15 protein-coding genes are annotated in these 14983 nt (G+C 66.0%); 4 read left to right on the forward strand and 11 right to left on the reverse strand.

The window, feature by feature from the left end; translation table 11 throughout:
• Positions 1-7: 7 nt before the first annotated feature.
• The 3 genes from QQ25_RS30345 to QQ25_RS27790 form a co-directional block, all read right to left on the reverse strand.
• Positions 8-1261, reverse strand: a complete 1254-nt coding sequence (locus QQ25_RS30345) for a histidine phosphatase family protein (protein WP_234711992.1) — start codon at positions 1259-1261, stop codon at positions 8-10.
• Between the two features lie 157 nt (positions 1262-1418).
• Positions 1419-2699, reverse strand: coding sequence for a cytochrome P450 (locus QQ25_RS27785; protein WP_039382275.1), 1281 nt, complete (start codon positions 2697-2699; stop codon positions 1419-1421).
• Positions 2700-2702: 3 nt separating this feature from the next.
• Positions 2703-2939: a ferredoxin gene (locus QQ25_RS27790; RefSeq protein WP_234711993.1), complete on the reverse strand. Its 237-nt coding sequence runs from the start codon at positions 2937-2939 to the stop codon at positions 2703-2705.
• Between the two features lie 142 nt (positions 2940-3081).
• Here QQ25_RS27790 and QQ25_RS27795 point away from each other — a divergent pair, with 142 nt between their 5' ends.
• Positions 3082-3675, forward strand: a complete 594-nt coding sequence (locus QQ25_RS27795; protein WP_039325598.1) for a TetR/AcrR family transcriptional regulator — start codon at positions 3082-3084, stop codon at positions 3673-3675.
• Here the strand turns inward: QQ25_RS27795 and QQ25_RS27800 are convergent.
• The 6 genes from QQ25_RS27800 to hsaA form a co-directional block, all read right to left on the reverse strand.
• On the reverse strand, positions 3668-4507 hold the full coding sequence (locus QQ25_RS27800) for a mycofactocin-coupled SDR family oxidoreductase (protein ID WP_029108274.1): 840 nt from the start codon (positions 4505-4507) through the stop codon (positions 3668-3670). The two genes, QQ25_RS27795 and QQ25_RS27800, sit on opposite strands and share 8 nt — an antisense overlap.
• A 172-nt stretch (positions 4508-4679) precedes the next feature.
• Entirely contained in the window at positions 4680-6137 is a 1458-nt protein-coding gene (locus tag QQ25_RS27805; RefSeq protein ID WP_234711994.1) for a hypothetical protein, read from the reverse strand.
• A 170-nt stretch (positions 6138-6307) separates the two neighbouring features.
• The gene (gene hsaB, locus QQ25_RS27810) at positions 6308-6874 is read right to left on the reverse strand and encodes a 3-hydroxy-9,10-secoandrosta-1,3,5(10)-triene-9,17-dione monooxygenase reductase subunit (protein WP_039382279.1); all 567 of its coding nucleotides are present in this window, start codon (positions 6872-6874) and stop codon (positions 6308-6310) included.
• A 2-nt stretch (positions 6875-6876) separates the two neighbouring features.
• Entirely contained in the window at positions 6877-7788 is a 912-nt protein-coding gene (hsaC, locus tag QQ25_RS27815; protein WP_039325605.1) for an iron-dependent extradiol dioxygenase HsaC, read from the reverse strand.
• A 3-nt stretch (positions 7789-7791) separates the two neighbouring features.
• Positions 7792-8658, reverse strand: coding sequence for a 4,5:9,10-diseco-3-hydroxy-5,9,17-trioxoandrosta-1(10),2-diene-4-oate hydrolase (gene hsaD, locus QQ25_RS27820; protein ID WP_039382281.1), 867 nt, complete (start codon positions 8656-8658; stop codon positions 7792-7794).
• 13 nt (positions 8659-8671) lie between these two features.
• Positions 8672-9862 (reverse strand): 3-hydroxy-9,10-secoandrosta-1,3,5(10)-triene-9,17-dione monooxygenase oxygenase subunit, encoded by a 1191-nt coding sequence (gene hsaA, locus QQ25_RS27825; RefSeq protein ID WP_039325609.1) that lies wholly within the window; start codon positions 9860-9862, stop codon positions 8672-8674.
• Between the two features lie 168 nt (positions 9863-10030).
• Here hsaA and QQ25_RS27830 point away from each other — a divergent pair, with 168 nt between their 5' ends.
• Both QQ25_RS27830 and QQ25_RS27835 read left to right on the forward strand, forming a co-directional pair.
• Positions 10031-11101 (forward strand): ferredoxin--NADP reductase, encoded by a 1071-nt coding sequence (locus QQ25_RS27830; protein WP_039382282.1) that lies wholly within the window; start codon positions 10031-10033, stop codon positions 11099-11101.
• A 28-nt stretch (positions 11102-11129) separates the two neighbouring features.
• Positions 11130-11699 carry a hypothetical protein gene (locus QQ25_RS27835; protein WP_039326925.1) on the forward strand — a complete coding sequence of 190 codons (570 nt, stop codon included), beginning with the start codon at positions 11130-11132 and terminating at the stop codon, positions 11697-11699.
• Here QQ25_RS27835 and QQ25_RS30350 read toward each other — a convergent pair.
• Positions 11628-12143 carry an Rv1443c family protein gene (locus QQ25_RS30350; RefSeq protein WP_064876415.1) on the reverse strand — a complete coding sequence of 172 codons (516 nt, stop codon included), beginning with the start codon at positions 12141-12143 and terminating at the stop codon, positions 11628-11630. The two genes, QQ25_RS27835 and QQ25_RS30350, sit on opposite strands and share 72 nt — an antisense overlap.
• Positions 12144-12203: 60 nt before the next feature.
• Here QQ25_RS30350 and QQ25_RS27845 point away from each other — a divergent pair, with 60 nt between their 5' ends.
• Positions 12204-12818: a TetR/AcrR family transcriptional regulator gene (locus QQ25_RS27845; protein WP_039382286.1), complete on the forward strand. Its 615-nt coding sequence runs from the start codon at positions 12204-12206 to the stop codon at positions 12816-12818.
• Here QQ25_RS27845 and QQ25_RS27850 read toward each other — a convergent pair.
• Positions 12815-14950, reverse strand: coding sequence for an acyl-CoA dehydrogenase family protein (locus QQ25_RS27850; protein ID WP_039382287.1), 2136 nt, complete (start codon positions 14948-14950; stop codon positions 12815-12817). The genes QQ25_RS27845 and QQ25_RS27850 overlap by 4 nt on opposite strands.
• Positions 14951-14983: the final 33 nt, after the last annotated feature.

Genomic DNA, 14983 nt, shown 5'->3' on the forward strand with positions numbered 1-14983 from the left:
CCCACCGTCACGCGGCATCATGTCCGCTACGGCGACCATCCGCGCCGCCCGCGTCGCGTGCGGTATCCGACTTTGCGGTGCCGGGCTCGGCGTTGGCATGCCTGGTGATGGCGGTGTTCTTCTTGGCACCGTTCTTGCTGACACCGTCACGAACCGTGTCGATCGATGCCGAGACCAGATCCCTCACATCTTGGGCAGTCTGCCGCGCACGGTCTTTCACGCGGGTCGACGACGTTGTCGCCTTACCGGGCGCCGTCGTGTCACCGTCCTTCACCGCCTGCTCTGCCCGCGGCTTCAGAGCGGTCTTCAGCGGCGCCGGCTGGTCGACGGTCGACTGGACCTGCCGAGTGATATCCCCGGCTAGGGTGTCCGGGGACGGATCAGCGGCCGTCGACGACACGGCTGCAGGCTCCGGTTGCGGAGCGGGCGAACCCTCGTTAACCGCCTGCTCGAGCTCGTGGATGACCTTGGCGGACACCGCACGGTTGAACTTGATGACAGAAAAGTTCGCTTCCGCCACACCCCGGTTGATCGCAGTCGCGATCGTCGCGATGTTCCCCGTGGCGAACGCATCGGTGACCTGCTGCGTGGCAGCTGCGAGCTGCCTTGTGAGCGTGCGGGCCTGGAGCTTCACCTCTGCTCCAAGCGTGGGTTCGGGGCTGAACTCCTTGCCATTCCAGCTCACCAGGGTCCAGCCGTCCTCGGGGTTGCCTTCGATGACCACGTAATCGGTGTTGTCGAGCACGCTGGTCCGCAACAGTTCGACCTTCTGCGCCAGCGTGAGATTCTGCGCGTTCATCATCGTCCAGAACATGATGGTGCCGCCATGAGAGAACACCACGGGGTTACGGTCACCCTTGTCGTACATCGTCTTGAGCGCACCGTCGACTCTGGCGTCGAGCTCATTGCCATCGATCGATCCCGGGATCCGCAGGTCGCGTTGACCCGCGATGGCCCACGCAACCATGTAGCTCGCGTAGCCGCTGCCGGCTTCGCTCTCGGGCGTCCCCTCGAAGTCACCGGCCTCGATCTCCTGCAGACCGGGCAGCACCTGAATCGGCAGACCCAGGTATTGCGACATCGGCGCGGCCGTCAGCTGAGTTCGCACCATCGTCGATGCGTAGATGGCGTCATAGTTGTTGTCGCCCAACGTGCCGACCACATCTTGGGCTTGCTGCTGACCCTTCGGTGTCAGAACGGGGCCGGGTGTCGAGGTATCGATGATTCCGGAGGTGTTGCCGAACGACTGGCCATGACGCACGAAAGTCACCCTCATCAATTCGGCTGCCGCAGCGGGGATCGCGGCCCCGACCAGAAGCGCGAATACGCCCAGGGTGACCCCTAGGAACCTCCAGAATGCTCCGGGATGAGAAGTACCATTCACTGGGCTTTTCCTGTTCCTGAGTGCGGTGATATGGCTATGCGGCCGAAGTGAATCGGATGTTCAGCGCTGTGAGGCCCCGCAGCAGGAACGTGGGCTCGTAGGTGTAGTTGCGCGCGCCCGCCGGGCCGTGCACGGATTCGTCGATGGTGATGTCTCGCATCCGGTCCAGCAGACGGCGGACGGTGATCTGTCCCTCGACCCGCGCCAACGGTGCGCCGGCGCAGGTATGGATGCCGCGGCCGAACGCGATGTGCTCGCGGACGTTCTTGCGGTCCGGGCGGAACTCGTGGGGATCCTCGAACTTGCGGGGATCGCGGTTGGCCGCACCGAGGCACAGCATCACGATGGTCCCGGCCTTCAGGTGCACGCCGCCGAGCGTGGTGGTCTTGCGGACCAGCCGGAAGTCGACCTTCGTCGGGGCGTGCATCCGCAGCGCTTCCTCGATGAAAGTCGGTATGCCGGCCGGGTTCTCGCGCAGCATCTGCTGGTACTCCGGGTAGTCGCCGAGGGTCTGGACGGCAGCGGTGAGCAGTTTGGTGACGGTCTCCTGGCCGGCGGCGAACAGGAACGTGGCCGGCTTGACGACCTCGAGCAGTTCGGGCGTGGAACCGTCGGGATACGTGGCGGTGGCCATGCCGGACAGCACGTCTCCGCGCGGCTCGCGGCGGCGCTCCGCGAGATACCCGGCGAACTTTTCGTCCAGATACCCCAGCGGGTCGCGGCCGACGGCCGATCCGTCGAGGGCACCGACATGGTTGCCCTCCGGAGGCCCCGCGCCCAACTCGGCGAGGAATTCGGGGCGGTCCTGCTCGGGAACGCCCAGCAGGTCGATGATCGCTGAGGTGGCAAAGGGTTTCGCGTACTCGGACAGGAATTCGCACTTGCCGTTATCGATGAACTGGTCGATCTGGTGATCGACCAGCTGCCACATGTAGTCCTCGTTCTCCTTGAGGCGCCGCGGCGTGAGCAGCTTGCTCAGTAGCGAGCGGGCCCGCTCATGCTGCGGCGGATCCATCACCACCATGTGCTCGTGGATCGGGAACAGGTGGCGGTGCGCTTCGATCTGCTCGCTGATGTCGTCACCGTCGGGCTCGAAGGGCAGCGGCGGGAACAGCCCGCCGATCGCGTTCACCGCCGAGAACGACCCGTGGTCTTTGAAGGCCGCCATCACTTCCTGATAGCCCGTCACTGCCACCACACCGTGATGCGGTTCGGCGAACACCGGCCCGTTGCTGCGCAGGTACTCGTAGTAGTCGTACGGATCCTGAGTGACGGCCGGATCGGCGAAGTAGTCGACTGAGGCGAGATCGGTCATGGCTCACTGGCCTTTCGTGCTGGTGGGGAGCAGGCTGATCGCCTGACGCGGGCAGGCGTCGACGGCGGATTTGACGTTTTCCCAGGTATCTTGATCCCACTGGCCGCCGGTCCGGGCAGCGCTGGCCACTTCGTCGTCGGACAGGTCGAACACCTCAGGGGCAAGTTGGATGCAGAGTGCATGACCCTCGCACAGGTCGGCGTCGACGTGGACCCCGGTCGCGCTCATGTCTTCGGGCATCGGTTTCCTCAGCTTCTGAATTTGATCAATCGATCAAACCGTTAGGATGGCTCATGCTTACCACCCCCGCCCTTCGACGGTCAAGGTTCTCTGACAGCCGGAAACATCCTTTGTCGGGCAATGATTTTCGGAGGCTGGGCTGATGGCGGCGGCACGCGCGGTCAAGGACAAGGACGCGGGCACCCGCAAGCGCCTCATCGAGGCGACCGCCCAGGTGATTCGCGATGAGGGCTACGCCGCGGCCACCACCCGGCGCATCGCAGCCGTGGCCGGGGTGCGTTCGGCGCTGGTCTATTACTACTTCGACACCCTCGACGATCTGTTCATCTCGGTGCTGCGCAGCGGCGCCGACGCCGCCCTCGCGCGATTGCGCGAGGCCATCACCACCGACGATCCGCTGCGCGCCCTGTGGCTGATCAACTCCGACTCGCGGGTGACGGGGCTGAACACCGAGTTCATGGCGCTGGCCAACCATCGCAAGGCAATTGGTGCCGAACTCAAGACATACTCCGAGCGGGTCCGCGACATCGAAGCCACGGCCATGGCCGGGGTGCTGCGCGCCCACGGCGTCGATATGGAGGAGTTTCCGCCGGTGGTGATGTCGATGCTGCTCACCCAGTCCGCCCGCAGCCTGTGCAACGAAGAGGCGGTCGGCGTGACCGAGGGCCACGCCGAGTTCCGCGCCTTCGTCGAACGGTTCCTGCGCCGATTCGGCACCGGCCAGGCGGCTACTTGAGCATGCTGCCGGCGTCCACGGTGACCGGCAGGCCGGTGATGTAGCGGGCCTCGTCAGAAGCCAGGAACAGCACCGCGTTGCTGATGTCGACAGGCTCGACCCAGCCGACCGGAAGCACGTGCATCAGCTGGGCAACAACGGCCATATCGTCGGGGCCCGGGTTCTCCAGGTCGGGACGGAACAACTTCATCGTGCCCTCGTTCATGAACATCGGGGTGTTCACGTTCGTCGGGCACACCGCGTTCACCCGGATCGAGTGCTGACCCAACTCCACGGCAAAGCTGCGCATCAGGCCGATGACCCCGTGCTTGGCCGCGATGTAGTGGCCGGTGTGCGGGTAGGCCTTGAGCCCGCCGACCGAGCTGGTGAGGATGATCGATCCGCCCCGGCCGCCGGAAATCAGATGGGGCACCGCGGCTTTCACGGTCTTCCAGACACCCGACAGGTTGACGCCGATCATGTCGTCCCAGTCGGATTCCTTGGTCTCGTGCAGCACGTCGCCGCCGTTGCCGATACCGGCGTTGGCCGCCACGATGTCGAGGCGGCCCAGCTGCTCGACACCGCTGTCGACCGCGGCCTTGAGCGCATCGAAGTCCCGCACATCGAGTTCCGCCGTGACGATCCGCCGATTCAGTCCCTTGACCAGATCAGCCGTCTCCGCCAGATCGTCCGGGGTCGACGCCGGGATCGCACTGGTATCGGTGATCGGGCTGCAGACGTCGACGGCGATGATGTCGGCACCCTCTTGCGCCAATCGCAGCGCATGGCTGCGCCCCTGTCCGCGTGCCGCCCCGGTAACGAGGGCTACCTTGCCCTCGACTCTGCCTGCCATGGCCATCCTTCCGATGATTTGATCAGTCGATCAAACCGTTACATTTGGCAGCGGCGTTGTCAATGCCTTCTTTGATCAATCGGTCAGGTTCCGGCCATCAGCCACGGCCTCCGCACAAACGTAACTGGGCCCCATCCTGTCGGATGGGGCCCAGCTAGGTGTGCTGCGTTATCTACTCGGACGAGGAGCTCGAGCTTCCCTTGGAGTCGCCGGCTCCCTTTGAATCAGTGGACTTGGCCTCGGTGGCCTTGGCCTTGGTTTCCTTGGCCTCCTTGGCCTTGGCCTGCCGGGCTTCCTTGGCCTCGTTGATCTTGGCCTTGATCCGGTCGGCGACCTTGCTCTTGCTCTTGGTCTTGGCCTCGGCCGCCTTGGCGACCGACGGCGCGGCGGCGGCTTCGGCAGGAGCCTCGGCGGCAACCACATCCGTCGCTGCCGGAACGGCACTGGCGGCCGGCGTCTCAACCTTCACGGCCTCGACAGCCGGGGTTTCGACCTTGGGTGCCTCGACGGCCGGGGTCTCGGCCTTCGGCGCCTCGACGGCCGGAGCCGCTTCCTTGACCGACTCGACGACCGACTCGGTCAACGCCGCCTTGGGCGTAACCGCCGAGACCAGCTGAGCAGCGACACTCGTCGGCACCGCCGCCGGGGCGGTGGGCTCCGGAGTGTTGTCGATGGCGTCGGCGAGGCTCTTGGGGATGTTCACCAGCAGGTTCTGCAGCAGACCTGCGACCACCCGGGCGCCTCCCTGCTCGCCGGGCTCGGCCCAGGTGAGAAGGGCCGGCCACTCGGTGTAGCCCCCGGTACCCGTCTCGTCAGGGTCGGAGTACTTGAATCCGTTGAGGGCCGCGTTGACCAGGATCCCCGGCGTGTTGATGACGGCATTGAAGGCACCCTGCGCATCTCCGGCGGCCACACTGGTGCTGACCGCCTCGGCAATGCGCGCGAGTTCGAACGCCGGGCCGCTCACCGTCGCGAAGGCACCCTGGAACACGGCGCTCACGACCACGCTCGAGGTGAAGGTCGCGGCGATCAGATTCGTGAAGTTCTGGGCGATCTGCTCCGGGATGCCGGCCAGGTACTCGGTGCCGCCACGCGGCGTGCCCGAAAGGATGAACCCGGGAGCGATCAGCGAACCGAAGGCGCCCTGGAACGCGTACAGCATGGAGTGGTTGAACCACCGGTACGCCTCACCGATGTCGCCGGCCTCAAGTGCGGCCTGCGCCTGCGCCAACCGGGCCTGCCCGTTGGGGCCGTTGTACCAGTTCTGCAGGTTGGTGGGGATGGCCTCGAACGCCGCGCCGAACTTGCCCGCGTAACCCTGCTGGTTCTCCAGCACCTGGCTCAGCAACGGTGCCGGATTGGCCGCGAGTGCGGCGCCCAGGGACTGGAGGTTGCCGAACGTGTTGCTGACGAGGGTCCCGTACACGTCGACCGGCGAGGCGGTGGCGTCCATCGTCGACGCCGTCAGGTCGAAGGCCAGGTTCTGCGCCTGCTGAATGACCGTGCTGTTCTGAGCAACCGGGGTCACCGCGATGGCGCTGGCGCTGACCATTGCGACGCCGGCGAGAAGGAACCGATCCTTCCGGCTCACCGCTGGGGCGACGCCGGAGGAGAGGGCAGGTTGGGGCACGAAATCTCCTGAAGCTGATAATTGACTGAGGAACGACCAAAAATTAGCTTAGCTTTCCCTAAATATCAATAGGTATGCCTACCCTGACTTTCTGGCACGTAAATATGCGCTGAAACGCGAACTGGGCCCCCTCTGCGGGAGGGAGCCCAGTTGCTGTCAACGACGAAAAGTCAGAGCCAGGTATCGGACGTGGTGGTCGTCAAGAACGCCTCCAGATCGTCACGCCACTGCGCCGGGGTGTTCTTGTCCGGCTCGATCCCTGTGTACTCGCCCCGGTAGAACAGCAGCGGCCGAGGCTTACGTTTGGGGACTTCGGACAACGAATGCACCGAACCGAACACCACGAAGTGATCGCCACCGTCATGCACGGAGTGCACGTTGCAGTCGATGTGGGCAAGGCTCCCGTCGATCACCGGGGAGCCGAGTTCCGATGGCGTCCAGTCGATTCCGGCGAACTTGTCCGGCGCCTTCGAACCGAACTGCGCAGACACATGCTGCTGCTTCTCGTGCAGCATGTTCACGCAGAACTTCCCACTGGCCTCGATGGCCTGCCACGCCCGTGACTGCTTGGTGGGGCAGAACAACACCAGCGGCGGGTCGAGCGACAGCGCGGCGAACGACTGGCAGGCAAAGCCGATCGGCACCTCATCGTGGAGTGTCGTGATGACCGTGACGCCAGTACAGAACTGGCCGAGCACATTTCGGAATGTGCGCGGATCGATCGCGGGCGCCGACATGTCTACTTGAATCCGACGGAGAAGTCGTGGCCCCAGAGGCTCACCCCGACACTCTCCCGGGCGATCCAGCTCTCATCCTCGACTTCGAGTCCCTCACAACCGAATTCCATGTCGAACCCACCCGGGGTCTTCATGTAGAAGGACAGCATCTTGTCGTTGATGTGCCGGCCGAGCGTCGCCGACATCTTCACCTTCCGGCGATTCGCGCGATCCAGGCAGAGGCCGACGTCGTCTGAGTTCTCGACCTCGACCATCAGGTGCACGATGCCGGTCGGGTTGGGCATCGGCATGAACGCCAGCGCGTGGTGACGCGGGTTGCAGCCATAGAAGCGCAGCCACACCGGATCGCCGTCGGCCGGGCGTCCCGCGAGCTGCGGAGGCAGCTGCATCGAGTCACGCAACCGGAAGCCCAGCACATCCTGATAGAACGCTTGCGCCGCCGCGTCGTCGTCACAGGTCAGCACCACATGTCCGAGACCCTGCTCGGCGGTGACGAACTTGTGGCCATACGGGCTGACGAATCGCCGGCCCAGGTACTGCGCACCGTAGAACGCCTCAAGCACATTGCCGGACGGATCCGAGAACCGGATCAAACCCTCGACCCGGCGCTCGCGCACCTCGTCCTTGGTGCCCTCGACGAAATCGACGCCCGCCTTGGACAGACTCTCGCGCAGATTCTGCAGTGCGGGTGCGTCGGCGACCTCCCAGCCGGAGATCAGCAACCGGTCCCGCTCGCCGGGCACGATCACCAGGCGCGCGGCGAAATCGTCCATCCGCAGGTAGAGCGCACCGGGAATGCCCACGTTGTCAGGGGCGGAGCCCTCCACCATGCCCAGGACCTTCAGCCCGAACTCACGCCAGGCTGCCACGTCGGTGGCCTCGATGCGCATGTAGCCCAGTGCCTTGATGCTCATCTGCTAACTCCCGAGGAAATCGATGGTGAGTTTGTTGAACTCGTCGAACTTCTCGACCTGAGCCCAGTGTCCACACTGCCCGAAGACGTGCAGCTGCACCCGCGGAATCTGCTTGACCGCGACCAGTGCGCCGTCGAGCGGGTTGACCCGGTCCTCCCGGCCCCAGATCAGCAGCACCGGCTGGCGCAGCTTGTACACCTCGCGCCACATCATGCCGAGCTCGAAGTCCGCACCGGCGAACGACTTGCCCATGGCGCGCGTCGCGGCCAGCGACTCCGGCGTGCTGGCGATCGCGAACCGCTCATCGATGAGCTCGGGGGTGACCAGCTTCTGGTCGAACACCATGATCCGGATGAAGGCTTCGAGGTTCTCGCGGGTCGGTTCGAAGTTGAACTTGGCCAGTGCCTTGACGCCCTCGGTCGGGTCAGGCGCGAACAGGTTGACCGACAGGCCGCCCGGGCCCATCAGCACCAGCTTGCCGGCGCGATCGGGGTAGTCCAGCGCGAATCGGACCGCGGTGCCGCCGCCGAGCGAGTTGCCCAGCAGCGGAATCCGGCCCTGCAGACCGAGATGGTCGAACAGTCCCAGCAGCGCCTTGGCGCTGTAGCGGTTGTACTGCTCGTGCTCGGTGTGCTTGTCGGAGTAGCCGTAGCCGGGCTGATCGACCGCCAGCACGTGGTAGTGCTCGGCCAGCACCGCGATGTTGCGGCCGAAGTTCGACCAGCTCGACGCGCCGGGGCCACCGCCGTGAAGGAGCACGATGGTCTGCGCGTTCGGGTCACCGGCCTCGTGGTAGTGCAGCCGCATGTCATCGCGGACCTGCGCGTACCGGGAGGTGGATTCGAAGGTGATCTCTTGCGTAGCAGTCATGTCTGGCTTCAGCTCAGACCATCGTGTCGGCCGGGGGCAGACCGAACTCGTTGTTACCGAAGATCAGGTAGGCGCGCTCGGGATCGTTGGCGGCGTGCACCCGGCCGGCGTGCGCATCACGCCAGAACCGCTGCACCGGAGCGTCATTGGCCAACGCCGTGGCGCCCGATGCCTCGAAGAGCCGGTCGATCGAGGCGATCGCGCGGCCGGTGGCGCGCACCTGATCACGACGAGCGCGAGCCCGCAGCTCGAACGGGATCTCCTCACCGGCGACCAGCAGCGCGTATTCGTCGGCGACATTGCCGGACAGCTGACGCCAGGCGGCGTCGATGTCGCTGGCCGCCTCGGCGATCCGGATCTTGGCGAACGGATCGTCCTTGGCCTTCTCACCGGCGAACGCCGCGCGGACCCGCTTGCCCTGGTGCTCGACGTGAGCGTCGTAGGCGCCGTAGGCCATACCCACGATGGGAGCCGAGATGGTGGTGGGATGGATTGTGCCCCAAGGCATCTTGTAGACCGGCGCGGTGTTGGTCTCATAGCCGCCGGCGGTGCCGTCGTTCATCGCCTTGTAGGACAGGAAGCGGTGCTTGGGCACGAAAACGTCCTTGACCACGACCGTGTTGCTGCCGGTGCCGCGCAGGCCGACCACGTTCCACACGTCGTCGATCTGGTAGTCGGTGCGCGGGATCAGGAAGCTGCCGAAGTCGACGGGGCGGCCGTCCTTGATGACGGGGCCGCCGAGGAAGGCCCAGGTGGCGTGGTCACAACCCGAGGACCAGTTCCATGAACCGTTGACGATGTAGCCGTCGCCGGCCTCGGTGACGGTGCCTGCACCCATCGGGGCGTAGGAGGAGGAGATGCGCACGGCGGTGTCCTCACCCCAGACATCTTCCTGGGCCTGCTGGTCGAACAGGGCCAGATGCCAGTTGTGGACGCCGATGATGCCGGCCACCCAGCCGGTGGAACCGCAGGCGCTGGCCAGCCGCCGGACTGCCTCGTAGAAGTCGGTCGGGTCGCACTGAAGGCCGCCCCACTGCTCGGGCTGCAGCAGCTTGAAGAAACCGATGTCCTCCAGGGCTTTGACGTTCGCATCGGGCAGCTTGCGCAGATCCTCGGTCTCCTGAGCGCGCTCACGCAGCGTCGGCAGCAATTCATCGATGCCGGCCAGAACTGCCTGCACGTCACGCTGTTCAATGGATGTCACGGAAATGCCTCCCAAGAATCGGACTGCGATAAGCGCGAGCTGACCGCTTAAACAGAGATTAGAACACGTTACGATTTGTGTCGAGCAGCGGGTTGCAATGGGCAGCTGGACCTGGGCAAGTACGTTTTTGTAACCTGTTCTAGTTATGAGTGAAGAGAGGGGCCAGCCGTGACTGATGAGCCACTGGGCAGCCATGTGCTCGAACTGCAGGTGAGTGCGGTCATCGAGGAAACAGCCGACGCCCGGTCCCTGGTGTTCTGTGTTCCTGACGGTCCTGACGGCCCTAGCATCCCCGCCGACCGGCTGCGCTACTCCCCCGGCCAGTTCCTGACCCTGCGGGTACCCAGCGATCGCACCGGCTCGGTGGCCCGTTGCTACTCGTTGTCCAGCTCGCCGGTGACCGACGACCAACTGACCGTCACGGTCAAGCGGACCGCCGACGGCTACGCGTCGAACTGGCTGTGCGACAACGCCCATGCCGGGATGCGGATGCACGTGCTGGCGCCGTCGGGCAATTTCGTCCCCAAAGATCTCGACACCGACTTCCTGCTGCTGGCCGCGGGCAGCGGCATCACCCCGATGATGGCGATCTGCAAATCCGCGCTCGCCGAGGGCAGCGGCAACGTCGTCCTCGTCTACGCCAACCGCGACGAGAACTCGGTCATCTTCGGTGCGACATTGCGTGAGCTGGCCGCCAAGTACCCCGACCGGTTCACCGTCGTGCACTGGCTGGAGACGGTGCAAGGGCTGCCCAGCCCCGCCGCGCTGGCCGGTCTCGTCGCCCCTTACGCCGCCCGCGAAGCCTTCATCTGCGGGCCCGGACCGTTCATGGCCTCAGCCGAGGAGGCGTTGAAGAAAGCCGGGGCCGCCGACGAGCGCATCCACATCGAGGTGTTCAAGTCGCTGGATTCCGACCCGTTCGCCGCTGTCGTGATCGAGGAAGACGACGACAGCGACCAAGGGCCGGCCACCGCGGTGGTCACCCTCGACGGCACCACCCACGAGGTCCGCTGGCCCCGATCGGCCACGCTGCTCGACGTGCTGCTGGACAAGGGCCTCGACGCCCCGTTCTCGTGCCGCGAAGGCCATTGCGGCGCATGCGCGGTACTCAAGAAGTCCGGAGACGTCGAGATGAAGATCAACGACGTGCTCGAACCCTCCGATCTCGACGAGGGCCTGATCCTGGGTTGCCAGGCCAGGCCGGTGTCGGATTCGGTCGAAGTCACCTACGACGAGTAACGAGCGGATACCTTTCTTGACGATGACGATCAACAGGCTCTCCGCAGCGAGCGCGGCAGCAGTGCTGACCGCGGCGGCGCTGACGTTTCCCGCGTCGGCCACGGCGGCCGCGAACTCGGCCGTCACCTCCATCCCGAGCCCCCAGGGCACGGTCGAGATGCACGTCAACGCGGACTGCGCAGGCACGCAGTGCACGTTCAACACGCAGGCCAACCTGCTGACGCCGGACGGCCCCATCGGATTCCCCGGTGACGTGTGGGCGCGCCAGACCATCACCCTGCGCAGCACCAACAAGGACACCTGGCAAGAGGCCTCTTACAGCGCACCGGCCGGGATGCCCCGGGAGATCAAGGGCTCCAACCACGACAACGTGCTGTCGAAGCTGTACCGCTCGATGAACAAGGTCGAGATCTCGGCGACCTACTTCGGCGGCGGGCCCATCGAACGCTTCCGCATCGAGGGCGTGTCGGTGCCCACCGAGTGGCGGACCGGTCAGCCGAACACCAAGGACCAGTTCATCATCTGCTCAGTCATCCAGGTGGTGTTCGGGGGCGTCAACCTGACCACGCCGACCGCCTGCACCCAGACGGGTTTCTGACATGTGCTTGTGCACGAGCTTGCGCCACCGGCGGTGCCGATAGGCGTAGATGCCTCGGGCAAGCGCCGCGACGGCCGAAGTGAGCCGGCCCGCGTCGATCTCGACGGTGTCGCTGTACCGGCACGACTGATCGGTGACCGGTTCGACGTGCAATGTGTGATCCCAGGACCGCAGCACCCCGCCGTATTCGTGGGTGCGGATCGTGCGGGTGGTGTCGTCGACATCGAGAACCTCGATGGTGTGCCGATAAGCCGGGATCACGTGGAAGGCGAACAGCCAACCAGTGCCCCGGTCCCCTGCCTCGAACGGTTCGGTACGTCCGGCCAGCGCCGGCACGCCGAACAGGCCCCGGCAGACGTAGAGAAACGTCGGGACCTGCTGCATGGCCTGCCACACTCGTCCGGTGTCGGCGGGCAGAATCGTTTCAACATGGATGCGCTGCATGCCATCAATTCTCGAGTGCCGGACAGCGGCTGACTACTCGCTTTTCGCGCGGAGGCGACGATGACCCCGACCGACCGATTTCGGGCCCGTAAGCAGCCCAGACAGCAGCGCGCGGTCGAAACCCGCCAAGCCATCCTCGAGGCGGCGGCTCGCGTTTTCGCCGAGTACGGGTACGCCGCGGGCACCACCAACCGCATCGCCGCGGCCGCGGATCTGTCGATCGGCTCGCTGTATCAGTACTTCCCGAACAAGGACGCGATCCTGTCGGCGCTGACCGACGCACACGTCGACGCCGGCGCGGCACTGCTGCAACAACGCACCGCCGCAGGTCTGCCCGAATCGCTCGAGGACCTGCTGCGGCTGTTCGTCCGAGCGGCCATCGACAACCACCGCGACGACACGCGCCTGCACCGCGTGCTGTTCGAAGAAGCTCCCCGGTCATCGGCCCTGCTGAACCGGTTGCACCACACCGAGGAAGATGCCGTCGGTGCCGCAAAGGCCTTGCTGGACAGCCATTCTGAGGTGACGGTGGCCGACACCGCATTCGCGGCGCGCATGGTGGTCGCCACCGTCGAATCGCTGACCCACCGGCTGCTGGCGTGCGAGAAGCCCGCCGACGCCGAACAACTCGAGGACGGCATCGTCACGATGCTGGCGGGGTATCTGCGGGGTTAGCGCGGCAGGCCGAGCAACCGCTCACCGGCGACGGTCAGCAGGATCTGCTCGGTGCCGCCGGCGATCGTCAGGCAGCGCGTGTTGAGGAAGTCGTGCACCTCACGGTTGCGCACCGCACCCCCGCCGTCGGACAGCTCCAGCCGGAACTCCGCCAGCGCCTGGCGGTAGCGCACACCGATCAGCTTGCGGGCGCTGGCCTGCGCCCCGGTGTCCTGACCGCTGACGGCCAGCTGGGCGATCCGCTGATCCAGCAGCGAACCCACCTGGGCCGTCAGGATCAGCTCACCCAGCCGGTCCAGATCGGCTGGGTCCACCTCCGGCTTGGCGCCGAGGGTGCGCAGCAGCTCCTCCATCGGATTGCCCAGTGCGGTGCCGCCGGCCATCGCCACGCGCTCGTTGGCCAGCGTGGTGCGAGCCAGCCGCCAGCCGTCGTTGACCGTGCCGACCACCATCTCGTCGGGCACGAACACATCGTCGAAGAAGACCTCGTTGAACAGCTCGTCGCCGGTGATCTCGCGCAGCGGGCGGATGACGATGCCCGGCGTCTTCATGTCGATCAGGAAATACGTGATGCCCTTGTGTTTCGGAGCGTCGGCATCGGTGCGGGCCAGGCACACACCCCAGTGCGCCTTCTGCGCCGCCGAGGTCCACACCTTCTGTCCGGTCAGCTTCCATCCCGGCTCCCCGTTGGGTCCTTCGGCGCGAACAGCTTTCATGCGCAACGCGGCCAGGTCGGACCCGGCGCCCGGCTCGGAGAACAGCTGGCACCAGGACAGGTCACCGCGCAGGGTGGCCGGCACGAACCGGTCGATCTGCTCCGGACTGCCGTGCTCCAGGATGGTCGGCACGGCCCACCACCCGATCACCAGATCCGGGCGCTCCACCTTCGCCTCGGCGAGTTCCTGATCGATCAGAAGCTGCTCGGCCGGGGATGCGTTGCGGCCGTACGGACGTGGCCAATGCGGAGCCAACAGGCCGGACTCGGCCAGGGCCACCTGTCGCTTCTCCGCCGGCTGCGCGGCCACCTCGGCGACGGCGGCGCTGATCTCGGGGCGCAGGTCGGCCACCGACTCCAGATCGATCCGCAGTTCACGACGCACGCCCTGCTGGGTGAGTGCCGAGACGCGGCGAATCCACCGGCGCCTACCCCCGAGCGCATGCGAAATGCCGTATGCGCGACGGAGATACAGGTGCGCCTCGTGCTCCCAGGTGATGCCGATGCCGCCGAGCACCTGGATGCAGTCCTTGGCGTTGGCCTCGGCCGCGTCCACACCCGCGGCCGCCGCCACCGCCGCGGCGACCGACAGCTGCGAGTCATCGGATTCCGACACAGCGCGCGCCGCGTCGGCCGCCGACACCGAAACCCGCTCGGAGCGCAGCAGCATCTCGGCGCACATGTGCTTGACGGCCTGGAAACTGCCGATCGGCTTGCCGAACTGTTCACGCACCTTCGCGTATTCGGTGGCGGTCTGCAGCGTCCAGCGCGCCAGGCCCGCGGCCTCGGCAGCCAGGACCGTCGCGGTGATGTCCTCGAACCGCTGCCGCGAAACCTCGAGCACCTGCGCGGGCGCCGAATCGAAAACGACCCGGGCCAGCGGCAGCGAGAAGTCCGTGGCGGTGAGCAGTTCGATGCTCACCCCAGCCGAGCTCGCGTCGACCAGGACGACGCGGTCTCCGGCAGGCAACAACAGCACCCCGGCGGCGTCCGCGCCCAGAACGTACTCGGCGATGCCCGAAACGGTGTCGAGGTCGCCGTCGAGCGTCAGGTCCGCGCTCAGCGCCGCACCGGCGGTGCGCTCACCCGACACCAGGGCCTCGAGCACGGTCTCGTCCGTGACGATCAGGGTGGCCAGAGCGGTGGTCGCCACGGGACCGGGCACCAGCGCGGCGGCGGCCTCGTCGACCATTGCGCACAGGTCCTCGACCGTGCCGCCGGCACCGCCCTGCTCCTCGGAGACCGCGACACTGAAGATCCCTAGTTCCGCGAGACCGCGAAACGGCGTGCGCCACGCATCGGGATCGTGTTCACCCTCGCGGACGGCAGAGGCTGTAGCGGTGGCTGCCGCCCAGCTCCGCACCAGGTCACGGGCGGCAAACTGCTCGTCGGTGATGGTGGCAGATGCGCCGGACATGGTGGACCTCCTAGCCCCTAAAGCGAGAAGTCC

Origin of the sequence: Mycolicibacterium setense, assembly GCF_000805385.1 — a bacterium.
In the GTDB taxonomy this organism is placed as follows: Bacteria; Actinomycetota; Actinomycetes; order Mycobacteriales; family Mycobacteriaceae; genus Mycobacterium; species Mycobacterium setense.

What these genes read in the sequence shown, in the direction of transcription:
- QQ25_RS27795 (WP_039325598.1), top strand. Translation starts at nt 3,082, where the DNA reads ATGGCGGCGGCACGCGCGGTCAAGGACAAGGACGCGGGCACCCGCAAG.
- QQ25_RS27790 (WP_234711993.1), bottom strand. Translation starts at nt 2,939, where the DNA reads ATGCCCGAAGACATGAGCGCGACCGGGGTCCACGTCGACGCCGACCTG.
- QQ25_RS27845 (WP_039382286.1), top strand. Translation starts at nt 12,204, where the DNA reads ATGACCCCGACCGACCGATTTCGGGCCCGTAAGCAGCCCAGACAGCAG.
- hsaD (WP_039382281.1), bottom strand. Translation starts at nt 8,658, where the DNA reads ATGACTGCTACGCAAGAGATCACCTTCGAATCCACCTCCCGGTACGCG.
- QQ25_RS27850 (WP_039382287.1), bottom strand. Translation starts at nt 14,950, where the DNA reads ATGTCCGGCGCATCTGCCACCATCACCGACGAGCAGTTTGCCGCCCGT.
- hsaC (WP_039325605.1), bottom strand. Translation starts at nt 7,788, where the DNA reads ATGAGCATCAAGGCACTGGGCTACATGCGCATCGAGGCCACCGACGTG.
- QQ25_RS27785 (WP_039382275.1), bottom strand. Translation starts at nt 2,699, where the DNA reads ATGACCGATCTCGCCTCAGTCGACTACTTCGCCGATCCGGCCGTCACT.
- hsaB (WP_039382279.1), bottom strand. Translation starts at nt 6,874, where the DNA reads ATGTCGGCGCCCGCGATCGATCCGCGCACATTCCGAAATGTGCTCGGC.
- QQ25_RS27800 (WP_029108274.1), bottom strand. Translation starts at nt 4,507, where the DNA reads ATGGCAGGCAGAGTCGAGGGCAAGGTAGCCCTCGTTACCGGGGCGGCA.
- QQ25_RS30350 (WP_064876415.1), bottom strand. Translation starts at nt 12,143, where the DNA reads ATGCAGCGCATCCATGTTGAAACGATTCTGCCCGCCGACACCGGACGA.